Annotated in this window: 22 protein-coding genes; 10 read left to right on the forward strand and 12 right to left on the reverse strand. The window is 55.6% G+C overall.

Annotated features, from left to right (window positions below):
• The 3 genes from mtlR to LDK53_RS13185 form a co-directional block, all read right to left on the reverse strand.
• On the reverse strand, window positions 1–575 hold a 575-nt coding region (gene mtlR, locus LDK53_RS13175; RefSeq protein ID WP_225287356.1), incomplete at its 3' end, for a mannitol operon repressor MtlR.
• Window positions 572–1735, reverse strand: coding sequence for a mannitol-1-phosphate 5-dehydrogenase (gene mtlD, locus LDK53_RS13180; protein ID WP_225287371.1), 1164 nt, complete (start codon window positions 1733–1735; stop codon window positions 572–574). The genes mtlD and mtlR, both read right to left, overlap by 4 nt.
• 84 nt (window positions 1736–1819) lie before the next feature.
• Complete coding sequence (locus tag LDK53_RS13185; RefSeq protein ID WP_225287357.1) at window positions 1820–3727, reverse strand: PTS mannitol transporter subunit IICBA; 1908 nt, start codon at window positions 3725–3727, stop codon at window positions 1820–1822.
• 658 nt (window positions 3728–4385) lie between these two features.
• On the opposite strand from LDK53_RS13185, the gene LDK53_RS13190 reads away from it, so the two are divergent.
• The 6 genes from LDK53_RS13190 (at window position 4386) to aldB (ending at window position 11538) form a co-directional block, all read left to right on the forward strand.
• On the forward strand, window positions 4386–4742 hold the full coding sequence (locus LDK53_RS13190) for a DUF3302 domain-containing protein (RefSeq protein WP_025758414.1): 357 nt from the start codon (window positions 4386–4388) through the stop codon (window positions 4740–4742).
• 2 nt (window positions 4743–4744) lie between these two features.
• Window positions 4745–5881, forward strand: a complete 1137-nt coding sequence (locus LDK53_RS13195) for an HlyD family secretion protein (RefSeq protein ID WP_225287358.1) — start codon at window positions 4745–4747, stop codon at window positions 5879–5881.
• A gap of 90 nt (window positions 5882–5971) precedes the next feature.
• Window positions 5972–6580 (forward strand): glutathione S-transferase, encoded by a 609-nt coding sequence (locus LDK53_RS13200; protein ID WP_225287359.1) that lies wholly within the window; start codon window positions 5972–5974, stop codon window positions 6578–6580.
• A gap of 103 nt (window positions 6581–6683) precedes the next feature.
• Window positions 6684–8069 (forward strand): L-seryl-tRNA(Sec) selenium transferase, encoded by a 1386-nt coding sequence (gene selA / locus LDK53_RS13205; protein ID WP_225287360.1) that lies wholly within the window; start codon window positions 6684–6686, stop codon window positions 8067–8069.
• A complete protein-coding gene (gene selB / locus LDK53_RS13210; protein WP_225287361.1) occupies window positions 8066–9913 on the forward strand; it encodes a selenocysteine-specific translation elongation factor in 1848 nt (615 codons plus the stop codon). The genes selA and selB overlap by 4 nt, the downstream gene beginning before the upstream one ends.
• Before the next feature lie 86 nt (window positions 9914–9999).
• On the forward strand, window positions 10000–11538 hold the full coding sequence (gene aldB / locus LDK53_RS13215; RefSeq protein WP_225287362.1) for an aldehyde dehydrogenase AldB: 1539 nt from the start codon (window positions 10000–10002) through the stop codon (window positions 11536–11538).
• On the opposite strand, the gene LDK53_RS13220 is transcribed toward aldB, so the two are convergent.
• The gene (locus LDK53_RS13220; RefSeq protein ID WP_095449915.1) at window positions 11535–12497 is read right to left on the reverse strand and encodes a LysR family transcriptional regulator; all 963 of its coding nucleotides are present in this window, start codon (window positions 12495–12497) and stop codon (window positions 11535–11537) included. The genes aldB and LDK53_RS13220 overlap by 4 nt on opposite strands.
• A gap of 120 nt (window positions 12498–12617) precedes the next feature.
• Between LDK53_RS13220 and LDK53_RS13225 the strand changes: the two genes are divergently transcribed.
• The 3 genes from LDK53_RS13225 to LDK53_RS13235 all read left to right on the forward strand — a co-directional run bounded on the left by LDK53_RS13225 (window position 12618) and on the right by LDK53_RS13235 (window position 14175).
• Window positions 12618–13358, forward strand: coding sequence for a MipA/OmpV family protein (locus tag LDK53_RS13225; protein WP_025758406.1), 741 nt, complete (start codon window positions 12618–12620; stop codon window positions 13356–13358).
• Window positions 13359–13567: 209 nt separating this feature from the next.
• Window positions 13568–13753, forward strand: coding sequence for a type II toxin-antitoxin system HicA family toxin (locus LDK53_RS13230; protein ID WP_047957473.1), 186 nt, complete (start codon window positions 13568–13570; stop codon window positions 13751–13753).
• A 14-nt stretch (window positions 13754–13767) separates the two neighbouring features.
• Complete coding sequence (locus LDK53_RS13235; RefSeq protein WP_059386753.1) at window positions 13768–14175, forward strand: type II toxin-antitoxin system HicB family antitoxin; 408 nt, start codon at window positions 13768–13770, stop codon at window positions 14173–14175.
• Between the two features lie 3 nt (window positions 14176–14178).
• On the opposite strand, the gene LDK53_RS13240 is transcribed toward LDK53_RS13235, so the two are convergent.
• From LDK53_RS13240 to LDK53_RS13250, 3 genes are all read right to left on the reverse strand, one after another.
• Entirely contained in the window at window positions 14179–15255 is a 1077-nt protein-coding gene (locus LDK53_RS13240; protein WP_225287363.1) for a type I restriction endonuclease, read from the reverse strand.
• 204 nt (window positions 15256–15459) lie between these two features.
• Window positions 15460–17415, reverse strand: a complete 1956-nt coding sequence (locus LDK53_RS13245) for a glycoside hydrolase family 127 protein (protein ID WP_225287364.1) — start codon at window positions 17413–17415, stop codon at window positions 15460–15462.
• A gap of 10 nt (window positions 17416–17425) precedes the next feature.
• Window positions 17426–18826: an MFS transporter gene (locus LDK53_RS13250; RefSeq protein ID WP_225287365.1), complete on the reverse strand. Its 1401-nt coding sequence runs from the start codon at window positions 18824–18826 to the stop codon at window positions 17426–17428.
• A gap of 225 nt (window positions 18827–19051) precedes the next feature.
• Here LDK53_RS13250 and LDK53_RS13255 point away from each other — a divergent pair, with 225 nt between their 5' ends.
• Entirely contained in the window at window positions 19052–19870 is an 819-nt protein-coding gene (locus LDK53_RS13255) for a helix-turn-helix domain-containing protein (protein ID WP_047957476.1), read from the forward strand.
• On the opposite strand, the gene araD is transcribed toward LDK53_RS13255, so the two are convergent.
• From araD to LDK53_RS13280, 5 genes are all read right to left on the reverse strand, one after another.
• Window positions 19871–20566, reverse strand: coding sequence for an L-ribulose-5-phosphate 4-epimerase (araD, locus tag LDK53_RS13260; protein WP_095449911.1), 696 nt, complete (start codon window positions 20564–20566; stop codon window positions 19871–19873).
• Complete coding sequence (locus LDK53_RS13265; protein ID WP_059386748.1) at window positions 20560–21420, reverse strand: L-ribulose-5-phosphate 3-epimerase; 861 nt, start codon at window positions 21418–21420, stop codon at window positions 20560–20562. The genes araD and LDK53_RS13265 overlap by 7 nt, the downstream gene beginning before the upstream one ends.
• Window positions 21421–21422: 2 nt before the next feature.
• Window positions 21423–22076, reverse strand: coding sequence for a 3-keto-L-gulonate-6-phosphate decarboxylase UlaD (gene ulaD / locus LDK53_RS13270; protein WP_128339057.1), 654 nt, complete (start codon window positions 22074–22076; stop codon window positions 21423–21425).
• Window positions 22073–23578, reverse strand: coding sequence for an FGGY-family carbohydrate kinase (locus tag LDK53_RS13275; RefSeq protein WP_225287366.1), 1506 nt, complete (start codon window positions 23576–23578; stop codon window positions 22073–22075). Before LDK53_RS13275 ends, ulaD begins: the two co-directional genes overlap by 4 nt.
• Window positions 23579–23673: 95 nt before the next feature.
• Complete coding sequence (locus LDK53_RS13280; RefSeq protein WP_225287367.1) at window positions 23674–24993, reverse strand: MFS transporter; 1320 nt, start codon at window positions 24991–24993, stop codon at window positions 23674–23676.
• Window positions 24994–25007 lie beyond the last annotated feature (14 nt).

A 25007-nucleotide genomic window follows, 5' to 3' on the forward strand; every position in this document is an offset into this window, starting at 1 on the left:
TTTTTTAAGCTGATTCGGGAAATCAGCTCAGTCAGGGAGAGGACCATTGTGGAACGGACAACCTGTTGATAACGCAGCTTTTGCATCGCGTACAGCTCAGGGTCGCTGTTGTCAAAATGGGGGGCAGGGGGGAGCGCAGTGACGCAATGCAGCTCGCCAAAGGGGCCAAGGATCTCGTCATCGGTAAAGGTGTACTCATTACCGTCATGATTGAGCTCTTCGCGCAGTGCCATCAACAGCTCCGCATCTTCATACTCTTGTCGGTTCAGCACGCCAAGACCATAAATCAGCTTCAGACGCACGGATAAATCTCCCAGCGGCCCGTCGCCGTCCAGTAACGGTTCTACAGCATATTTTACCGCGTAGTCGTCTTTGCGGAACACCTGAAGCACCAGGATATTCACCGCCTCGGTTAATAGCTCGACGGCGGCAATCAGGAAACTTCGTACGGTTTTGCCAGCATTCAGACGCTCAAGCACACGATTTTCAAAGGCCTGGGTTTGTTCCATTATTGCCTGCATATCTGACAATCTGTAATCAGGGCGCAGGATGACCTGCGCCTCACTGTGCATCATTTGGTTGCGTTGTATGCGTTAACCGCCTCCACAACCACGTCGCTGTTGGCGTCCAGACCGGAAATCTGCGCCAGCGCAGCTTGCGCGCCTTTATCGTCAATCAACTGAGCCAGCTCAATCGCCTGGGGATCCTGCTCGCTGCGATAGTGCATCGCGGCGGCAATGCCTTTCACCAGGTTGGCGTGTGGCAGGCCGTATTCCAGCGTGCCCAGCAGCGGCTTAATCAGGCGATCGCCCGCGCTCAGTTTACGCAGCGGCTGGCGGCCTACGCGCTCAACGTCATCTTTCAGATACGGGTTTTCAAAACGACCGAGGATTTTCTGGATGTATGCTGCATGTTTCTCAGCATCAAAACCGTAGCGTTTGATCAGCACCGCGCCGCTCTCTTCCATTGCCCCTTTCACCACCGCACGGATCTTCTCATCAAGGATCGCGTCGCGAATGGTCTGATGACCGGCCAATTTCCCGAGGTAGGCGGTTATAGCATGCCCGGTGTTCAGCGTGAAGAGTTTGCGTTCGACAAATGCCATCAGGTTATCGGTTAATTCCATACCTGGAATGGTCGGCAGCGCGCCTTTAAACTGGGTTTTATCAACGATCCACTCGCTGAAGGTTTCCACGGTCACTTCCAGCGGATCGTTGGTCGCAGATTCTGACGGCGGGACGATACGGTCAACGGCGGAATCCACAAACCCGACGTGCGCTTCCACCCAGGCTTTGTCTTCCTCTGCTACGGCGTTGAGCACGTGGCCTTTCAGCTGCGTGGTGCCGCGCACCATGTTCTCGCAGGCAATGATGTTCAGCGGGGTGTCGTTGCCCTGCGCTTTACGTTTTGCCAGGCCTTTTGCCACCGCAGGGGCGATACGCTCCAGTACCACCGGGCCCACCGCCGTGGTGACCAGGTCAACGCTGGCGATAAGGTCGATAACGTCGTCGCCGATACTGCTTACCGCGTTGACGCCAGTGACCGTTTCCACCTGCTCATTTTCACCCACCACATGCACCTGGTAGCTATGACGGTCATTCAGGGCATCCAGAACGACCTGATTTACATCGGCGAATGTCAGCGTAATGCCCGCGTCTGCCAGCAGCTTGCCGATAAAGCCACGACCGATATTACCTGCGCCAAAATGTAATGCTTTCATAGTGTTAACCTTAATCAATGTTTTTACCCGAGAGGGCTGGGGTGAGGAACGTTTTCTCCTCACCCTAGCCCTCTCCCCGGAGGGGAGAGGGAAGAGAACTTATTTGTTCAGCAGAGCCAGCACTTCTTCCACGCTGGTGGTATTGGCCAGACGCTCAATGACAGACTCATCATCCAGCGCGTTGGTCAGGCTGGTAATCACCTGAATGTGCTCGTTGTTGCGAGCGGCGATACCAATCACCAGACGGGCGATGTCGTCTTCTTCTTCACCGAAGCGCACGCCCTGCGGGTACTGACAGAATACGACGCCGGTTTTCAGAACGCGATCTTTCGCTTCCACCGTACCGTGCGGCACCGCGATGGATTCGCCCAGGTAGGTTGGCGTCAGTTTTTCACGTTCCAGCATCGCGTCTACGTATTCAGGCTGAACGTAGCCGCCTTTTACCAGCTGCTCACCGGCAAAGCGAATCGCTTCTTCTTTGGTTGCCGCAGTGCGACCGAGGAAGATGTTCTCCGCACCCAGTTTGAACAGGTGGGTATTGCTCTCGTCAAAGCTGTCCTGCAGGCTGGTGCGCACTTTCACTTCGTTATCTTCATGACGCTGCGCGGCCACCAGACGCTCGGTCAGGCTGGTGTACAGGCCGCTGTCGAGGAAGTTGGTCAGCGAAATATGCTGAGCCTGCGGTACCTGGCGCATGGCGCGCTCGGTCAGGTCGCGGTGCGTGATCACCAGGTCAACATCCGGTGGCAGGCTGTTAATGGCGCTGTTGGTCACGGAGATGTTGGTCAGACCCGCATCCTGCACTTTCTTACGCAGCACGCCTGCACCCATTGCGCTGGAACCCATACCGGCATCACAGGCCACGATGATTTTACGCACGTGGCTCAGGTCGTTAGAGACATCGCCCGCGGCCAGTGGGGTCGCGCCTTTGGATTCGGCTTTCATGTCGTGCATACGACGGGTTGCTGCTTCGATGTCATCATCTTCTTTCACTTTGCTGGTTTTCAGCAGGATAGAAGAGACCACGAAGGAGACCGCCATGGCGGCAAAGATGGCCGCGATGTTTGCGAAGTAAGCCCCTTTTGGCGTCATTGCCAGCACCGCCAGGATAGAGCCCGGAGAGGCCGGAGACACCAGGCCACCGCCCAGCACGCTCAGGGTGAACACACCGGTCATACCGCCGAGGATAACGGCCAGGATCAGACGTGGGTTCATCAGCACGTACGGGAAGTAAATTTCGTGGATACCGCCCAGGAAGTGGATGATAGCCGCACCGCCAGCAGACTGCTTCGCGCTACCGCGACCAAAGAAGATGTACGCCAGCAGCACACCCATACCCGGGCCCGGGTTGGCTTCAATCAGGAAGAAGATGGACTTGCCGAGGTCGTGCGACTGCTGAATACCCAGCGGCGAGAAGATACCGTGGTTAATGGCGTTGTTAAGGAACAGGATTTTTGCCGGTTCAACAAAGAAACACGCCAGCGGCAGCATCTCGTGCGCCACCATGAAGTTAACGCCAGCCGCCAGAATTTTAGACAGGACTTCAACTGCCGGGCCAATGCCGAGGAACGCCAGAATCGCGAGGATCATCCCGATGATGCCCGCAGAGAAGTTGTTCACCAGCATTTCGAAGCCGGATTTGATCTTACCATCAACCCAGACGTCGAATTTCTTGATCGCCCAGCCGCCCAGAGGACCGGCAATCATCGCCCCGAGGAACATCGGCATATCCGCGCCGACGATAACCCCCATCGTGGTGATGGCACCCACGACGCCACCACGGTCACCACCCACCAGACGACCACCGGTGAAACCGATGAGCAGTGGCAGCAGGTAGGTAATCATTGGGCCAACAAGTTTCGCCAGCGTCTCGTTAGGCAACCACCCTGTCGGAATAAACAATGCAGTGATGATACCCCACGCGATAAACGCGCCGATATTTGGCATCACCATGTTGCTGAGGAAACGACCAAAGCTTTGAACTTTGATCTTGAAATCGGATGACATAAAACACCCCTTCTTTTGTTTACGCTTAGGCTTGTGGCCCGAGGTTTATTGTTAATGTGCGGCGGCAGAGGTAGCCGGGCCCTGTTCTGATGCTGTGAAATCTGGCACTGAATCGTTCAACTGTCCAGACAGCGAAAATTTATGTGATGCACGTCACGTAAATGTAGGGGGTGTGGTGAGCAATTAGGTGATCTGAGTCACAAAATAAGTGGACAAAAAAAATACGATGGTGAGAATTAACGCAAAAACCACCGTTTTTCGTGATGCGCATCACATTTTGATTTAGTGTGTTTGTTTCTGGATTGTGATTGATTTCACAAAATATTTTTATGCAGATTTCTCCGGCTGCGATCGCGAGCAAACTCTGCTTTGCGATTCGGTGCCAGGCTGATACAGCACGACACGTAAAGCTAAAAAACCACTTTTGATGTGTGGTATGGCGAAAAGTTAAAAGGTGGGTTACGCTCATAATGTAAGGTTAAGTCTATTATTATTCAGGATATATTTTGACACGCTTATAAACTTGCAAGGAGATATTATAAAAATCCATACTCCCCGGCTCTGAAATAGTGAGCAAAAAACCGTTTTTATAAAAAATAATTAGGTTGCGTACTGTTTTATTAATTTAATGAGTTGACGTTGTTTAAGTGAGGAGAATATGTTTCTCAACTATTTTGCGCTGGGCGTATTGATTTTTGTATTTCTGGTTCTTTTTTACGGAATCATCGCCATTCATGACATCCCTTATAATATGGCCAAAAAGCGTAACCATCCGCATGCCGATGCTATTCACACGGCAGGGTGGATTAGTCTGTTTACGCTTCATGCCATCTGGCCGTTCCTGTGGATTTGGGCCACCCTGTACCGCGAAGATCGCGGCTGGGGTATGCAAAACCACATCACCAGGGCTGATGAGGTCCCGGGCATGGATGCGCTAGCCAAACGCGTGGCGGAACTCGAACAAAAGCTGGCCGCAGTAGAGCCTACTGCTGATAAGAACACGCTGGAGCGCTAATCATGGATCTGTTGATTATTTTGACCTACGTGGCATTTGCCTGGGCCATCTTTAAAATATTCCGTATTCCGGTAAACCAGTGGACGCTTGCCACCGCTACATTAGGCGGGGTGTTTATTGTTGCCGGACTTATTCTGCTCATGAACTATAACCACCCGTATACGTTTACGGCGCAAAAAGCGGTTATTTCCATTCCGATTACGCCGCAGGTGACTGGCGTGGTTAGCGAAGTGACCGATAAAAATAACCAGCTAATTAAAAAAGGCGAAGTGTTATTTAAACTGGATCCAGGCCGTTATCAGGCGCGGGTCGACAGACTGCAGGCTGACCTGGTGACCGCGACGCATAACATCGATAATCTGAAAGCGCAGCTGGCGGAAGCTGTCGCCAATACCACGCGCGTTTCCGCTGAGCGCGATCGCCTGTACAAAGATTATCAGCGCTACCTGAAAGGCAGCCAGGCGAAGGTGAATCCATTCTCTGAAAGCGATATCGACAACGCGCGGCAGAACTATCTGGCGCAGGATGCACTGGTAAAAGGCTCCGTGGCTGAACAGGTGCAGATCCAAAGCCAGTTAGACAGCATGGTGAACGGCGAGCAGTCGCAGATTGCCTCCTTACGCGCCCAGCTTGCCGAAGCGAAATACAACCTGGATCAGACCGTGGTGCGTGCGCCCAGCAATGGTTACATCACCCAGGTGTTGATCCGTCCGGGGACCTACGCCGCCGCGCTGCCTCTGCGTCCGGTGATGGTCTTTATTCCTGAACAGAAACGTCAGATCGTGGCCCAGTTCCGCCAGAACTCGCTGCTGCGTCTGAAGCCGGGTGATGAAGCGGAAGTGGTGTTTAACGCCCTGCCGGGCCAGGTGTTCTCCGGTAAGCTCACCAGTATTCTGCCGGTGGTGCCGGGAGGAACCTATCAGGCGCAGGGCGCACTGCAGTCGCTGACGGTGGTGCCGGGCACGGATGGCGTACAGGCGCTGATTGAGCTGGAACCCAACACCGAAGTCGATGCCCTGCCGGACGGTATCTATGCCCAGGTGGCAGTCTATTCGGACCACTTCGCCCACGTTTCGGTCATGCGTAAAGTGCTGCTGCGTATGACCAGCTGGATGCACTACCTCTACCTCGATCACTAATCCCTCCCGGGCAGGAATGCGACACGCAGACCTGCCCTTTTTTCATCGCTTGATCCATACTGACTTTTTTCCGGCATCAAGGATCAGGCAATGAAACTCATCGGTAGCTACACCAGTCCCTTCGTGCGTAAAATCTCGATTCTCCTGCTGGAGAAGGGGATTGAATTTGAATTCGTCAATGAGCAGCCCTACAACGCCGAAAACGGCGTCGCGCAGTACAATCCGCTGGGGAAAGTCCCCGCGCTGGTGACGGACGAGGGTGAATACTGGTTCGATTCCCCGATTATTGCCGAGTACATCGAACTGCTGGGCGTTGCGCCGGCCATGCTGCCTGCTGACCCAAAAGCGGCGCTGGCGGTGAAGCAAATTGAAGCCCTGGCCGACGGCATTATGGATGCGGCGCTCACCTCCGTGCGTGAACAGGCGCGGCCTGCCGCCCAGCAGTCAGAAAACGAACTGCTGCGCCAGCGGGAAAAAATCAGCCGCAGCCTGGACCGGTGCGAGCAACTTATCCGGGAGGGCAAGATCCACACCGACAGTCTGAACCTGGGGACCATCGCCATCGCCTGCGCCATCGGTTACCTCAACTTCCGCCGCGTCTCCCCTGGCTGGTGCGTCGACCGCCCGTTGCTGGTGAAACTTGCAGAATCGCTTTTTAGCCGCGAGAGCTTTGCCCGTACCGAACCGCCAAAGGCTTGACGCGGGTTATAACACTTCGCCGCGGGAGGGGGTACAATCTCTCCACATGTTAACTCCCTCTCCCGTCGGGAGGGGGGAAGATATTTACTCGCCAGGCGCTTTCATGACTACTCATCATTCGCTATACAGCCAAATCCCCGCGACCGATCGTCTTCTTCGCAACCCCCGCATTCATGCCGCCGTTGAACGTTTCGGCCATACCGCGACGGTTGAGATGTTACGTCTGCTTCAGGACGAAGCCCGAGGTGCGATTCAGGCAGAAAACGCCTTGCCCGCCTGGTGTAGTGCGTGGGAGCAGGAAGTTGAACAGCGCCTGGAGGCGAAGGCGCAAAGCGCGTTGCGCCCGGTGATTAACCTGACGGGAACCGTGCTGCATACCAATCTGGGGCGCGCGCAGCAGGCGGAAGAGGCGGTGGACGCCGTGATGCAGGCCATGCGAGCGCCTGTGACCCTGGAGTACGATCTGGACGGCGCCGGGCGCGGGCATCGCGATCGCGCGCTGGCGGAGTTGCTGTGCCAGCTGACCGGCGCGGAAGATGCCTGCATTGTGAACAACAACGCCGCCGCAGTGCTGCTGATGCTGGCGGCCACCGCCAGCGGCAAAGAGGTGGTCGTGTCCCGCGGTGAGCTGGTGGAGATTGGCGGCGCGTTTCGCATCCCGGACGTGATGCGCCAGGCGGGCTGTACGCTGCATGAAGTGGGTACCACCAACCGCACCCATGCGAAAGATTATCGCGCGGCGGTGAATGAAAATACCGCCCTGCTGATGAAGGTCCACACCAGCAATTACCATATTGAAGGCTTTACCAAAGCCGTTGACGAGGCGGAGCTGGCGGCGATAGGGCACGAGCTGAATATACCGGTGATTGCCGATCTCGGCAGCGGCTCGCTGGTCGACCTGAGCCAGTACGGCCTGCCAAAAGAACCGATGCCGCAGGAGATGATTGCGGCGGGCGTAAGCCTGGTCAGCTTCTCCGGCGACAAACTGCTGGGCGGGCCGCAGGCCGGGATTATCGTGGGTAAACGCGAGCTGATTGCGAAGCTGCAGCAGCACCCGCTCAAGCGCGCCCTGCGTGCCGATAAAATGACCCTTGCCGCGCTGGACGCGACGCTGCGACTCTATCTCCATCCTGAGAAGCTGGCTGACCGCCTGCCGACGCTGCGTCTGTTAACCCGGGATGCCGCCTCGATTCGCGCCCAGGCCGAGTTACTGCTGCCGCGCGTCGCGCCGCACTACCCCGATTTTGACGTTCGCATTGAGCCTTGCCAGTCGCAGATTGGCAGCGGTTCGTTGCCGGTGGACAGGCTGCCGAGTGAAGCGCTGACGTTCACCCCACGCGACGGGCGCGGCAGCCACCTTGAGGCCCTGTCGTCGCGCTGGCGTAATTTGTCGACGCCGGTGATCGGGCGGATTTACGACGGCCGGATGTGGCTGGATCTGCGCTGCCTTGAAGATGAAGAGCGATTTCTGGAGATGTTGTTGAAATGATTATTGCCACCGCCGGTCACGTTGACCACGGAAAAACCACGTTACTGCAGGCGATCACCGGCGTAAACGCCGACCGCCTGCCGGAAGAGAAAAAGCGCGGCATGACCATCGATCTGGGGTATGCCTACTGGCCCCAGCCTGATGGCCGCGTGCTGGGTTTTATTGATGTGCCGGGGCATGAAAAGTTTCTGTCTAACATGCTGGCGGGTGTGGGCGGCATCGATCATGCCCTGCTGGTGGTGGCCTGTGATGATGGTGTCATGGCGCAAACCCGCGAGCATCTGGCGATCCTGCAACTGACCGGCAATCCGCAACTGACCGTAGCGCTGACCAAAGCCGATCGCGTGGATGACGCACGCGTCAGCGAGGTGCGCGAAGCGGTGCAGGCGACCTTACGGGATTATGGCTTTGCCGATGCAGCGCTTTTTGTCACCGTGGCGACCGAAGGGCGAGGTATCGACGAACTTCGCCACCACTTGCAGCACCTTTCATCACGTGACCACGCCAGCCATCACCGTTTCCGTCTGGCGATTGACCGGGCGTTTAGCGTGAAGGGAGCGGGTCTGGTGGTCACCGGGACGGCGCTCAGCGGCGAAGTGAAAGTAGGCGATACCTTATGGCTGACGGGCGTGAATAAACCGATGCGCGTGCGCGGCCTGCATGCTCAAAACCAGCCCACAGAGCAGGCTCACGCCGGGCAGCGGATCGCGCTGAACATTGCCGGGGATGCGGAAAAAGAGCAGCTTAACCGCGGCGACTGGCTGCTGGCCGATGCCCCGCCGGAACCGTCTGAACGCGTCATTGTCTCCCTGCAGACGCATGCGCCGCTGACCCAATGGCAGCCGCTGCATATTCACCACGCGGCCAGCCATATTACCGGGCGCGTGTCGCTGCTGGAAAACGACCTTGCTGAACTGGTGTTCGATTCGCCGCTGTGGCTGGCAGACAACGATCGTCTGGTACTGCGTGATATTTCCGCGCGCGAAACGCTGGCCGGGGCACGGGTGGTGATGCTTAACCCACCGCGACGCGGCAAGCGTAAACCTGAATATCTGCAGTGGCTGGCCGCACTGGCGCAGGCCAGAGAAGATGACGCCGCGCTGCGGGTGCATCTTGAGCGTGGGGCGGTGAGTCTTAAGGATTTCGCATGGGCACGTCAGCTGAGCGGGGAAGGCTTACGACAGCTGACACAAGAGCCGGGCTTTATACAGGCGGGTAACCGCCTGCTCAATGCCCCGGTTGCCGCACGCTGGCAGCGCAAGATACTGACTACGCTCGCAACTTACCATGAACAGCATCAGGATGAGCCTGGCCCGGGTCGGGAACGTCTGCGGCGCATGGCGCTGCCAATGGAAGACGATGCGCTGGTGCTGCTGCTGATTGAAAACATGCGCGAAAGCGGGGCGATCAAAAGCCACCACGGCTGGCTGCACCTGCCGGATCACAAGGCCGGGTTTAGCGCAGAGCAAGAGGCAATATGGCAGAAAGTGGCCCCGCTGTTTGGGGACGAACCGTGGTGGGTTCGCGATCTGGCTCGTGAAACAAACGCCGACGAGCAGGTGATGCGCCAGGTGTTGCGCCATGCCGCGCAGCAGGGGCTGATAGTCGCGATCGTAAAAGATCGTTATTACCGTAACGATCGTATTGTTGCGTTTGCGAACCTGATCCGCGAGCGGGATCAGGCGCGGGGCTCCACCTGCGCAGCCGATTTCCGCGACCAGCTGAACGTGGGACGCAAGCTGGCGATTCAGATCCTGGAGTATTTCAACCGCATCGGCTTCACCCGCCGTCGTGGTAACGATCATGTCCTGCGGGATTCACTGCTCTTTCCAGAAACACCGTGACCCCTGTCGTAAACACCGTTACCGGCTGGCGATAAAATCACCAGCCGGTACTACCCTTGTTGTACACCCACAGCAAGGAGACGGTCATGACAAACAATCCTCCCTCATCGCGTATCCAGCCTGGCGAGTATGGTTTTCCCCTTAAGCTGAAGCCCCGTTATGACAACTTTATTGGCGGCGACTGGGTCGCTCCCGTCGACGGTGAATATTATTCCAACCTGACCCCTGTTACCGGCCAGCCGCTGTGTGAGATTGCCAGCTCCGGCAAGCGTGATATCGATCTGGCGCTGGATGCGGCGCACAAAGCGAAAGATAAATGGGCCCATACCTCCGTGCAGGACAGGGCAGCCCTGTTGTTCAAAATTGCCGACCGGATGGAGCAAAACCTTGAGCTGCTGGCGACGGCTGAAACCTGGGATAACGGCAAGCCGATCCGGGAAACCATGGCGGCAGACGTGCCGCTGGCGATTGACCACTTCCGCTATTTCGCCTCCTGTATTCGTGCTCAGGAGGGCGGGATCAGCGAGGTAGACAGTGACACCGTGGCGTATCACTTCCACGAACCGCTGGGCGTCGTCGGGCAAATTATTCCGTGGAACTTCCCGCTGCTGATGGCGAGCTGGAAAATGGCACCGGCGCTGGCGGCGGGAAACTGTATTGTGCTTAAACCGGCCCGCCTGACGCCGCTCTCGGTTCTGCTGCTGTTGGAAATCGTTGGCGATCTTCTGCCGCCGGGCGTGATTAACGTGGTGAACGGCGCGGGCGGTGAGATAGGCGAATATCTGGCTACTTCAAAACGTATCGCTAAAGTGGCGTTTACCGGCTCGACGGAAGTGGGCCAGCAGATCATGCAGTACGCCACGCAGAACATCATTCCGGTGACGCTGGAGCTGGGGGGCAAATCCCCGAACATCTTCTTCGCGGACGTGATGGAAGAAGAGGATGCCTTTTTCGATAAAGCCCTGGAGGGATTTGCGCTGTTTGCCTTTAACCAGGGCGAAGTCTGTACCTGCCCAAGCCGCGCGCTGGTGCAGGAGTCCATCTATGAGCGCTTTATGGAGCGGGCCATTCGCCGCGTCGAGTCTATCCGCAGCGGTAACCCGCTCGATAACGTCACCCAGATGGGCGCGCAGGTCTCGCACGGACAGCTGGAGACTATCCTCAACTACATTGATATCGGCAAGAAAGAAGGGGCGGATATTCTGACCGGCGGTCGCCGTAAAGTGCTGGGTGGGGATCTGCAGGAGGGGTACTACCTTGAGCCGACGATCCTGTTCGGTCAGAACAACATGCGCGTTTTCCAGGAGGAAATTTTCGGACCGGTGCTGGCCGTGACCACCTTCAAAACGATGGAGGAGGCGCTGGAGATTGCCAACGACACGCCATATGGTCTGGGGGCAGGCGTCTGGAGCCGCAACGGTAATCTGGCCTATAAAATGGGCCGGGGCATACAGGCCGGGCGCGTATGGACTAACTGCTACCACGCCTATCCGGCGCACGCGGCGTTTGGGGGATATAAGCAGTCGGGCATCGGGCGTGAAACCCACAAGATGATGCTGGAGCATTACCAGCAGACGAAATGTCTGCTGGTCAGCTACTCTGATAAACCGCTGGGGCTGTTCTAATCACCCAGTTCAGGCCGTCCGTGGGCGGCCTGAGCAATTTGCTGGCGCAGGCAGTTCAGAACGCCGTCCAGAACGTATTGCACACGCCAGGGCTGGTATTCGCGTTTACGGAAGATGGCGGTCAGATCGAGCCACCACTCCTCCTGATGCGGAAAGCAAGGGACCAGCATGCCTTTGGTTAATTCTTTCTCCAGACTCTCTTTTGGCGCAAACACGATTCCCAGATTATTTCTTGCCAGCTCCAGGGCCGTCTGCGTATTGTCACAAATATAATTACCAGTTACCCGGTAATCATGCACGTGATCGCTGCCGTGGACGCGGAAACGCCAGATGTTTGCATCATCGACCAGCATGGAATCAATGAGAATACAGGAGTGATTAATTAAATCTTCAGGTCCCGTTAAGGGGTGTTTATTTAAATAGTCAACGGTTGCGAATGCCGTTACGGAATATTTTGTTAGCACGCTGGCAACCAGGCTTTCGTCTTTCGGCTGTGCATAAGTAATTAAGATATCGCAGTCATCCGGAAAGGAAACCCCTTCTGAAAATTCATTCCGGTCCAGATTATAGGTTTTCAGGGAGATGCGGATGTCACCGATGTTCTCTATCTGATGGATCACGTGTCGCGCGAGATAGGTCACGATGCCCGTTGGGGCGTAGATCGTCACTTTTCCGCGCTTTTCATGCTTATAATCAGCAATGAAATTAACAAGTTGACTGTTCTTATCCAGCGTGGCATTCACGTAAGGGAGTAACGCCTCGCCAAACTGGGTGAGGGCGAGCTGACGGGTGGTGCGCTCGAAAACCTTCAGCCCAACCCGCGTTTCAAAATCAGACAGATATTTACTGACGTTGGCCTGCGCCATACCGAGCAGGGCGGCGGCATCACCAATGCTGTGGGTTGCGGCGATGACGGATATGATTTTTAATTCGCGTGGTTTTAGCTGTAATTTACTCATCCTGCGCACCCATCTATATGATTTTATATATAATATTATATAAACCGCAGCGTTGCATTGGCAAATTTGTAACCATTATTATGCGCCTCGCTTGTTTGGCATATAAATGGATTACATGTAATGACTATTAAATACAATTTACTCATCGCGGCCACGTTATTTGCAACAACTTCTGCAATGGCCGGTGACTTTTCACTTGGCGCGGGGGCTGTATTTAATGAGTCTCCTTACAAAGGATATAATGAAAATACCACCGCGGTTCCGTTAATTAGCTATGAAGGCGACAGATTCTATGTTCGCCAGACCACGGGCGGATGGATCCTGTGGAAAGACGCAAAAAATGAATTCAGCCTGACCGCATCGTGGATGCCGCTGCATTTTGATCCAGAAGATAACGACGACCATCAGATGAAAAAACTTGATGAGCGTAAAGCGTCTGCCTTCCTCGGTGGCGCTTACTACCGCCACGAAAGCTGGGGTTCTCTGAAAGTGGCCGTTGCCGGCGATGCGATGGATGAAAGCGGTGGCGTGGTGGGCGAGGTCTCGTACTTCCGCCCAATCAGGATGGAACGCCTGACCCTGACGCCCTCTGTCGGTGTTTTCTACAGCGACGAAAGCTACAACGACTACTACTACGGCGTATCCGGCAGCGAGTCTCGTCGCTCAGGTCTGGATGAATACACCGCCGGTGACAGCTGGACGCCATACGTTGGCCTGGCGGCAAAATATCAGTTAACCGAGAAGCTGTTCCTTAACGCCAGCGCGGTCTATACCGTATTACCTGACGACGTGAAGAACAGCCCGATGATCGACCGCGACGACAGCTTCGCGCTGATGACCGGCCTGACCTGGCGTTTCTGATGTGATAAGGCCGGGTGGCGGCTTCGCCTTACCCGGCCTACGATAGCCCCTACATTTTTTTTGCAATACAGCGTATCCCCCTTTTCTTTTCTCGATGCATCTTCCCGTTCCGGCAACCTACGGCTGCACTGTTGTTCCCGATGCGCTAATGTGATTCGACCCGATAGTGATGGTGTGTATTATGTGTATAATCATGGAAGGATTAGGATGTGAAAAGTGCGGATGTCATTACTGTTCTGATCAGGCATGGCTGGAAATGTGTGAGAACGAAAGGAAGCCATCATCAGTTTCGTCACCCCGTGAAGAAAGGGCTGGTGACTGTCCCACATCCTAAAAAGGATATTAAACCGGGCACCCTCGCGCAGATTTGGCGGCAGGCGGGCATTCAACACTGATATCAGGAGTAGTTATGTTTTATCCGGCTTACATTCATTCTGACTCAGACGGAAGCGCCAGCGGTTTTTTCCCTGACGTTCCGGGCTGTTTTTTTGCAGGTGATTCCCTGGATGATGCATTTCAGGATGCACGTGATGCACTCACCGCCCACTTCGAAGCACTGTTTGAAGTGGATGAAGTCCTGCCTCTTCCGGGTAATGTGGAAGCGCATCTGGAAAGTCGTCCAGAGGATTTCATTGGGGGGCAATGGCTTTTGGTGGATATTAATATGAAGCAGTTCGACGGCAGAGCCGAGCGTATCAACATCACGATGCCTCGACGTTTGCTGGTAAAGATCGACTCCTTTGTAAGTGAGCACCCTCAGTTCGGCAATCGAAGCGCATTTCTGGCTGAGGCAGCACGTCGCGTGCTGCCTGGATAAAGGTTAATTATAGAGAGCGGCGGTTGCTTTCAGGATATCGGCAAAGGAATAAATATCATCTACCGTTGCTATGGGGTGGCGCGTTTCGTTTTTTTCAATATCGAAAAGACCGATATATTTTTGTGTGCGATTAAAATGCAATCGGCAAAGGGGTTTACGGTTGTTGTCGTCCACAAGAATACCAAAGTAGCTTTTGGTGTCTCTGTGAGTTATACGTGGCGCCTCTAATATCGCTCTGGTGATTGCTTTAACAATATGATATCCCTCGAGTTCTTCTTGCGTTGTTACCACATCGCTTTCATCTTTATGTTCGTCTTCCTCAATATGTGAGGACTCATTTGGGGTTTCGATGATCGCTGGGGTTATGCCCGTAATGGCTGACTTGAGGCGCTCATTTACCTGATCATTTATGTACTGGCTTGCAGCTTTCTTGGTCAAATTTAAAAAAGATTCTCTGACTTTTTGGGTCAGAATTCCATCATAAACTCGGGAAGCAAAAAATTTCACAAAGTCATCTTCAGGGTTATTTAACTGAGAATGAAGGATTTTTTTGATTTGGCTAACATATTTTAATTCACCCGCAGCATTGATGATGGATTCTAAATCAAACGAAGACTTAGTTAGTTTTTTTAACTCAGGTATTATATTTTCGTCAATATCAAGAAGGTCGACTTCAAGGAATGGCTTTTCGTCCATCTTATTAGGAGCATCAAGATCGGTAAAGAATTTATAATGTTGTCCATTAGTGAGGATTGAAATTCTGGCGTTTGTTACGTGGAAATATCTGAATAATTGTGATGCATGATTTATATTTAAAGGTTCGCCAATTTTTTTACATTCAATGAGTATCTGTACGTCATTGTTTTTCATAATAGCATAATCGATTTTCTCACCTTTTTTTGTGCCAATATCACAGACAAACTCAGGTGTCACTTCTGATGGGTCAAAAACATCATAGCCAAGGACATTATGAATGAATGGCATTACAAAAGCTGTTTTTGTTGCTTCTTCTGTATTAATTACTTCAAGTTGTTGTTTTATTTTATTTGATAATGCATTTAACCTTTCAGTGAATTCCATGGGATATCCTTATTTCTGGCTGTGTGTCTTTATGGAATAACACTAAAATGCATGCCAGACAATGGTCTGTCTGAGCTGAATGGCTGCAAAAAAACAATACCGAGGGTTAGATCACATTGTTATTCAAGCGAGGATAATAGTGAGCTCGGCATCACCGAGCTCGAAAAAAATATTATATATTAAAAGGGATAGCATTGTTCTCGTTTATGCTTCATCCACCCAAATCCGCATTTCCCCTTCTCCCCGGTTAGCCCAGCTAAACCAGGGGATAAAGGTCAACATTTTGGGCTGAGGCTGCACGGGAGAGCGGTCATACTGCCATAACGCCGCCGATCCCGTCTCAGTGGCACTTCGTGTAACCCCTTGCGCCTGAATCAGCATCTTATGCGCGAATATTCCTTTTCCCGCAAAGACCCGAAATTCGCTGTCAGCAGGCAGGGAGAGGTTATGTAGGTTGGCTCCGTTATCGGCCTCTTCCAGGCAGTAGACCAGCGGGCCGCGCTGCAGGGCGACTTTGCCCGCCTGCTGGCGTACCTGCGGGTTTCCATACACGCGGCGAACCGGCATCGGTAGCGTCAGCGTGACAGCATCCCCCTCTTGCCAGGTACGGGTCAGGTAGAGGTATCCCCGGGCGATTTCACCCGCAACGGCTTCACCGTTCAGCGACACGGCAGGCTCCGCGCACCAGTCCGGGAGCCGCAGGGCCAGGGTATGCCTCACCGGCGCAGGCGAGACGATCTCGATATTTACCTCTTCCTGCCACGGATAATTGCCGCTAATCCGCAGTTGCAGCGTCTCGTCGCTCACCGGTATGGCGACCTCGTTGCCCACGTAGAGGTTAATAAAAAGCGCATCCGGGCGAACGGTATAGATGTAATGCCCCAGCGACGTCAGCACGCGAGCGATATTCGGCGGGCAACAGGCACAGCCGAACCAGCGCTGACGAACGGGTTTCACGTGATCGTAGATATGGTTGAATGCCAGGGTTTGCGGATGGACCTCCAGCGGGTTCACATAGAAGAAGTGTTTACCGTCCAGCGCCATGCCCCCAAGCACCGTGTTGTATAACGCCCGCTCCATCACGTCGGCGTAGTGACTGTCTGCCTCCATCTCCAGCATCCGACGGGCAAACATCATCAGGCCGATGGAGGCGCAACTTTCGGCATAGACCGTATCATTGGGCAAATCATAATCGCTGCTGAAGGCTTCACCGCTGCTTTGCGAGCCTATCCCGCCAGTTATGTACAGCTGGCGCTGCGCCATGTTGTTCCACAGTCTCAGACAGTCCTGCCGCTTGCCCTCGTCATGGCTCAGACGAGCCAGATGCGCCATACCCGCCATCAGGTAGACAAAGCGCACCGCGTGGCCAGTGGCCGTTTGCTGTTCAGCAAGTGGCTGATGCGCCTGGCTATAGGCTTTGTCCTTGACCATCCATGCCGGACCGTAGGTGTTCCAGTATGATGTTCTTCCACGCTTCTCATATTCGATATCGTAGAAGTGAGGCTGCACGCCGCGTTGTTCAATAAAATATTTCACCAGCGTGAGATAGCGTGGCTCCTGCGTAACGTCGTAAAGCCGCATCAGCGCCAGCTCGATTTCCGGGTGACCCGGATAACCGTGGAGCTGGCTGTCACCAGGGCCAAACACGCTGTCGATGTGGTCTGCCAGACGGCATACCACCTCCAGCAGACGGCGTTTACCGGTGCCCTGAAAATACGCCACGCCGGCTTCAATCATATGTCCTGCGCAGTAAAGCTCGTGGCATTCAGCCAGGTTGGTCCAGCGCTCGCTGGGGGCTTTTACCGTAAAATAGGTATTGAGATAGCCATCTTCACACTGCGCTGCCGCGATCAGTTCAATGACCTCGTCGGCGGTTTTTTCCAGTTCAGCATCCGGTTTCTGGCACAGCGACCACGCTACGGCTTCCAGCCATTTCGCCACGTCGCTGTCCTGAAAGACCATGCCGTAGAACTCCCCCTGCTCGAGGCCTGCCGCGATGCGGAAGTTGGTGATGGCATGGCTGGGTTCGGCGTCCTGCACGCGATCGTTCAGCGCATCCCACTGGTAGGGGATCACCACATCACGCACCAGCCGCTGATACTGGCCGAGAAACGGGTCGTTGATTTTCAGGTTGTGCAGGTTGGCTTCCATTACGGACATAGCGTTCTCCTCAGGACGATACATGACGCTGGCGCAGATCGGTGGCAATGCGCGACATCATCGGGTTGTTGAGCCTGCACCAGCGAACAGAGACAGCCAGCAGCAGGTGGAATAGGGCAGGGAGTAACGTCTCCATGGCGGTGATACCCTGCAGTGAAGCGGGAGTCTGGTTGCCCGTGCCAGGCTGGTAGGCCACGGCGATAAACACCAGACTGATGATCCCGGCGCTGGATGCCCACGCCAGCTTGATGAAAAACAGGTTAAAGGCGAAGTTCATGCCCGACGAGCGCACGCCCGTTTTCCACTCGCCGTAGTCATCGGCAAAGGCCATCAGCGAGAAGTGCAGCGGCAGGGTAAAACCGAGAATGACGCCGTTGCTCAGAATGACGATAAGCCACAGGGTCTGGTGGGCCGGGCCGCCGGGCAGGAACCACATGCCCACCGCGAGCGCGGCCAGCACCAGGTTGGTGTAGTAGTAGAGTTTGACAGTATCAACGCGGCGAGAGAGAGGGTTGACGATCACCGCGCCCAGAATGGCCGCGAAGGTCACCATGGTGAAAAACAGCGAGGTATAGGCGGTGCTGCCCTGCAGCACGTAGGTGATGAAGTACATGTAACCGCCGCCGCGGATGTTGAACACATTGATCAGCAAAAACGACATCACCAGCATCAGCAGCAGCTGGTCATTTTTACGCAGACCGGCCAGGTGTTCGCGCAGGGTGAATTTGCCCATCAGCGCCAGCGGAACGCGCTCACGCACCCAGAAGAAGCAGCAGAGAAACATTACTACCGCGATGGCGCACAGCACGCCAACCCCCAGCTGATAGCCCCGTGCGGCATTCCCCTGGCCCAACTCCGCAACCAGCCACGGCAGACCCACGGAGACCAGAAAACCCGCCACGCCGCACAGCACAAAACGCCATGACTGGCAGGAGATCACCTCGTTGTGACGAGTCGTCATGGTGTTGATCAGCGCGCAGTAGGGGACGTTGATGGCGGTATAGCCAACGGACAACAGCAGGTATGTCCCGAACGCCCAGGCGATTTTCACGCCCATACTGGCTTCCGGCACGGTGAAGGTCAGCACGCCAATAATTCCGATGGGAAATGCCACCCACAGCTGCCAGGGACGAAAGCGTCCCCAGCGGCTCTGGGTGCGGTCGGCAATGATGCCCATCACCGGGTCGGAAATGGCATCAAAGACGCGCAGGGCGATAAACAGCGTACCGACAAGTGCCGGGGTGAGGCCAAAAACGTCGGTGTAGAAAAAGGTCAGAAAATTCATGATCAGGCAGGTCATCACCGTTCCGCCCGCATCGCCCAGGCCGTAGCCAATTTTCTCGCGAACGGACAAACGGCTATCGGTTGCCCCTTGTGTCACGTCTGATTCTGTAATCGGTGTGGAAGTCATGAGATAACTCCTCAGGAATCGAATTTATTATCGTATTTGTGCAAGGTACGCATTTATTCTGCACCGAACAGACAGGCCAACAAGGGAAGGGAAAAGTATAAAAAGATGACGATTCCGACCTGATGATAAAAATGTGAGTTTGATCGGGCCGTTATTCGATTATTTATTAATAATCAAAGCGTAAGTCGAATATTAACGGCAATAAAAGCGGAATGGTGAATATCCATGCTCGAATTATCCATAGCGCTTCCGATTAAAGTCCAGAATGGCGGGCTGTTTATTTCCCGGGGCGTGGGGCGTCACCCTGCCAGGAAGTTAACCTCGTGGGAGATAATATTTGTTGAAAAAGGGACATTAACGATTCAGGAGGAACACCAAATCTTTGAGGTGAAGGCGGGAGAAAGTTTGCTTCTCTGGCCGGGCCGTCGACACGTGGGCGTGGAGGATTTCCCGGCGGACCTGCGCTTTTACTGGCTCCACTTTGAGGTTGAAAAGCAACATATCACCTTGCCAGAAGCCACTCCTCTGGCAATAGAACAACATTGCCGCGTAAGGGATGCGCAATATGTCATTGCGCTATTTCGGCAATTCCTTAGCGAGCAGGAGAAATTACAGCGCAGCGTGGCGCTGGAGATGATTTTATTACTGATTTTACAGCAGGTGTCGATCTCGTCGGGATATGAAGACAACGCCGATGAGGCCGGGGCGGCAATGGCGTGGAAGGCGAAGCAGCTTATTCGCACGCAGTTTCATTTGCCACTTTCCACATCACAGTTGGCAAAAGCGTTGCACTGTAATGCTGATTATCTCGGACGCGTGTTTCGCCGGACTTTCCATTTAACCCTGACGGAAGCAATACATCGCCAGCGCGTCAGGGCGGCAGAAAAACTGTTGCTGGATGGCACCGCCTCGCTCACCGAAGTGGCCACCCGCTGCGGTTTTAATGACGTAGGTTATTTCCGACAGATATTTTCAAAGCACACCGGGTTAACCCCCGCCGTCTGGAAACGGCGGTACTGTAAAGAGCATATTAATTCCGGATGATCACTGGCCGTAATAGGCATGTGCCCCGTGCTTACGCAGATAATGTTTGTCGAGCAGTTCCTGCTGCATAACCGGAAGCTGGGGGGCAAGCTGGCGCGAGAACAGGCCCATGTAGGCGCACTCTTCCAGCACGACGGCATTGTGTACCGCATCGGCGGCATCTTTACCCCAGGCGAACGGGCCGTGAGAGTGCACCAGAACCGCCGGGATCTGCACTGGGCTGAGATCGCGCTCCTCGAAGGTTTTGATGATCACTTCCCCCGTCTGGTATTCGTATTCCCCTGCAATCTCGGCCGGGGTCATCTTCCGCGTGCAGGGGATTGTCCCGTAGAAATAGTCGGCGTGCGTGGTGCCCCATGCCGGTAAATCCTGCCCCGCCTGCGACCAGATGGTGGCGTGGCGAGAGTGGGTATGCACGATGCCGCCGATCTCCGGGAAACGACGATACAGCGCAAGATGCGTTGGGGTGTCTGACGAGGGTTTTTTGCGGCCTTCGACCACCTCACCGGTGGCGATATTCAGCACCACCATATCTTCTGCGGTCATCACGTCATACTCCACGCCGGAGGGCTTGATCACCATCAGGCCGCTTGCGCGATCCACTGCGCTGACGTTGCCCCAGGTGAAGGTCACCAGCTGGTGGGCGGGAAGCGCCAGGTTTGCCGCCAGTACCTCGGCTTTGAGTTGTTCTAACATGTCATGCCTCCTTCCTGCATGCGGGCTTCAATCCAGCGGCGCGCCTGGATGATCTCCAGCACCGGCTCTTTTGCTTTTTCAGTCCACATTTCAATCAGAAACGCACCGCGATAGTTCAGCTGATTGAGTGTGCTAAATATCCCTACGAAATCGACGCAGCCCTCGCCAAACGGCACATCACGGAACTGTCCCGGACTTTGCTCGGTGACGGGCTGGGTGTCTTTCAGGTGAATTGCAGCGATGCGATCGATACCCAGCGTCAATTCGGCAGCCACATCGTTGCCCCACGCGCTGAGGTTGCCGACATCCGGATAAACGCTGAACCACGGCGAGGCGAGCATCTCATCCCACTTTTTCCATTTGCTGATGGAGTTCATAAACGCCGTGTCCATGATCTCCACCGCCAGCATCACCTGGGCGGCCGCGGCCTGCTCTACAGCCCACGCCAGCCCTTCAGCAAAGCGCTGTTGCGTGCCCTCGTCGTGCGCTTCGTAGTAGACGTCATAACCCGCAAGCTGGATGGTGCGAATGCCGAGATCGCGGGCCAGCCTGATGGCTTTGGTCATGATTTCACGGGCGCGTTCACGCACGGTTTCATCCCGGCTACCAAACGGGAAGCGGCGGTGGGCCGACAGGCACATGGAGGGGATCGCCACCCCGGTTTCCAGCATCGCTTCAACCAGCGATGCGCGCTGTGTGGTGCTCCACTCGAGTCGCGACAGGCGTTCGTCGGTTTCATCAACCGACATCTCAACAAAGTCGAACCCGCAGCTTTTCGCCAGCACCAGGCGCTCCGGCCAGGTGAGGGATTTCGGCAGCGCTTTTTCGTAAATACCTAACGGATGCTGACGCATGGTTACGCTCCCCAGATGTCGCGGATTTGTGAATGGAACGCGTGCGCCACCTGCGATGGATTGGCCGCGCCTGCCAGCGCGCGTCCGGCAATGAAGGCTTTCACGTTGATCTGCTTAAACAGCGGCAGGTCGGCGGGGGTGATGCCGCCGGTGATCGAGATCTGCAAACCGATGTCGGAGAGGGCTTTCATTCTGGCGAGATCCGCCTCACCCCACTGCTGTCCGCTGGCCTGGGCGTCGCGACCCCGGTGATAAATGGCCTGCTTCACGCCGATGCGCTGCCAGGTGCGCGCGTCGTCCAGCGTCCAGTGACCAAAGAGTTCCATCTGGATTTCTCCCCCGCAACGCAGTGCTACTTCGTGGCCTCTTTCAACGGTCGCCAGCGGTGCGGCGCAGATGATGGTCATCCAGTTCGCGCCAGCGCCAAACGCCTGTTCCGCCAGCGTTTCTCCGGCATCGGCCACTTTCCAGTCCGCCACGACGATCTTATCCGGGCACTGCGCGCGCAGGGCGCGTACGGCGTTCAGCCCTTCGGTCAGGCACAAAAGGGTGCCCGCTTCGACAATATCAACGTGATCTGCAAGCGTCGCGACATCGCGCTGCGCGGCCTGCAGAGAGGTGTGGTCGAGCGCCAGCTGCAATAATGGTCGGCTCATAGGTCGTACTCCTTAACGCGGGCGTGGTAGCCCTGTAGTGCTGAAATCAGTAGCCGGTAGCGCTGATACTTACGCTGATAGGCTGCATGGGCGTGCATGTCAGGTTCAATGACCCGAATGTCGTGTCGAAGGGCGCGTTGCGCCGCGTGAAAATCGGGATATACGCCAGTGCCAACCAGGGCTGCCAGCGCCGCGCCGGAACAACCGGTCTCCTCAACCTGCGGCAGTTCAATGGCCAGGCCGCTGACGTCTGCAAGCATTTGCATCCACACCTCAGAATGGGTGGGTCCCCCCGTTACGCGCAGCGCATGAACGTGGGTAAAGCGTTCGAGCATACGGTTGAGGTGGGTCATGTGGCTAAATACCACGCCCTCATAAACCGCCTGGAGCAGATGCGCGCGGGTGTGCAGCGCCTGCATACCGTAGAAACCGCTGGTCATCTCCAGCCCGGCGTTGCTGCCGTAGAGGAACGGCAGGAAGAACAGATCGCTTTCGGCTTTCGGCAGGCTGGCGACGGCAAGGTTGATCTCATCGAATGACATGTCGCCCCACTGCGCGGTCAGCCACTCCAGGTTGCCGGACGAGGTAGGGCTCGCTTCGTGCACGATGTATTGCTGTGGATGCACGTAGCGTCCATAGACGTACGGGAACGGTTCGTTGCCGCGAAGCGTACTGGCGATCCCGCTGGTGACGGCCCAGGTGCCCATCACGGCGTTCAGCGTATGTTCGTCATGCAGTCCGGCGCAGATCGCGGTGGAAACCACATCAAACAGTCCACCCACGACGGGCGTGCCCGCCGCGAGACCGGTAAGCGCGGCTGCCTGAGGGGTGATTTCCCCGCAAATTTCTGCTGAACCGACAACCGGCGGCAGTGCGCCGTCAACCTCGCTGATACCCAGCCAGCGCGTAAGCTGTGGGTCGTACTGGCCGGTGTTCATGTTGTAGAGGTTGGACTCGGAAATGTTGCTCTCTTCGCCGCCTTTTACGCCGGTGAGGCACCAGCGAAGATAGTCGTGCGCCATCATCACGCAGCCGATTTGCTGATACCGCTGCGGTTCGTTCTCTTTGATCCAGCGCAGCAGGGAGACCGGATGCCCGGTCCACAGCGTCTGGCGCGTATGCGGATACAGTTTTTCGGGAATACCGTCCTGCTGCCAGCGCTGCACAATGACCAGGGCCCGGCGGTCAGAGGAGAGGATGGCGTTACCTAACGGCTGGTCATTTTTATCCAGTAAAAACAGTCCCTTGCCCTGCGCGGAAATACCGACACCCTTGATCTGTTTTCCGTTTACCCCTGAATGGTTGAGCAGCAAGGCCACGGTCGCGTGGCAGTGCTGCCACAGCTGGTGCATATCCCGCTCGGCGTAGCCCGCTCGTGGGCTGAGCGTGGCAACGGAGCGGCGTTCGATACTGACTTCTTTGCCCTGGCTGTTGTATAAACCGGCTTTCAGATAAGTACCGCCACAATCGATACCCAGCCAGAAGGGCTCTTTTTCACTCATCTTGATCTCGCTTATTCGCCGGGTGGCGCTGCGCTTACCCGGCCTACGGTTCGGTTTTCTCCCTCTCCCCGTGGGAGAGGGCTGGGGTGAGGGCATCAGGCCGCACGTTTATGGGGGTTCACCGTGGGATTGGGCTCTGTCCCCGCATCACATTTCGCCGGCAGCAGCAGGGCCAGCAGTGATGCCAGCGCCAGAGAGACCGCCAGGCAGTACACTCCCGCATCTTTGCTGTAGAGCGTGATCAGCACGCCTACCGCATACGGGCCGCAGAAGCCACCGAGGTTGCCCAGGGCGTTGATCACGCCACGCGCACCGCCCGCCATCTCCGCGCTGAACAGGCGGGCTGGAATGGTCCAGAACACGCCTGCGGCCGACTGCAGGAAGAAACCACATCCCACCAGAGCGGCATAGGCCAGCCAGGTATTCGCTTTGAGCGCCACCGAGAGGAACATGCAGAGCGCGAAACCAATCAACGGCAGGGAGACAAACAGCTTGCGCTTGCCGGTTCGGTCAGAGAGCGTAGAGAACAGGAACATGCCCGCAATAGCGCCGATGTAAGGCAGGATCGCGAGCACTCCCACCTGGCCGATGCTGGTGTGTGTCAGCTCTTTGAGAATGGTGGGCAGCCAGAGGGTGTAACCGTAAATTCCGGTCTGATAGAAGAAGTTCAGGGCGATCAGCTGCCACATGGTTTTGTCTGACAGCACCGCACTGAGCGAGGCGTTTTTCACCTCTTTTCCGGCGATGGCCTGCTGTTCAGCCGCCAGCGTGTGCACCAGATAGTTTTTCTCGGCGTCTGAGATCCAGCGGGCTTCCTGGGGACGGTCATAAATGGTGAACGCCCACAGCACCAGCACCGCGATGGACATCAGCCCTTCAATGATAAACAGCCAGCGCCAGTCGAGTGCGGTAATAATCCAGCCCGACAGCGGGGCGGTGATGATCCCGGCGATGGGCACAAACATGATCACAATGGCGTTGGCGCGACCGCGCTCGGCATCCGGGAACCAGTTGCTGATCATGGTGAGCACAACGGGCAGCATCCCCCCTTCCGCCACACCGAGTAAGAAACGCAGCACCAGAAGCTGATACTGATTCGTCACAAGCCCGGTCAGAACCGAGATCACCGCCCAGGCGACCAGTGACCAGCCGATAAACTTCTTGCCGCTGCCGTGGACGGCAATCTTGCCGCCGGGAACCTGCAGGAACAGATAACCGATAAAAAATATCCCGCCCGCCAGACCTGCCATGGTGGCGGAAATACCCAACTCCTCATCCATACCGCCCGGCATGGCAAAAGCGATATTCACACGGTCCATATAAGAAATAATGCAGGCGATAAGAATAGGAGGAATGATTCTTAGCCAGCGCTGGCGCGGAATGTCCGCATGTAGGGCTTGAGTAGACGTAGTCATATTTAATCTCTCAG

Origin of the sequence: Enterobacter sp. K16B, from assembly GCF_020216105.1 — a bacterium.
In the GTDB taxonomy this organism is placed as follows: domain Bacteria; phylum Pseudomonadota; class Gammaproteobacteria; order Enterobacterales; family Enterobacteriaceae; genus Enterobacter; species Enterobacter sichuanensis.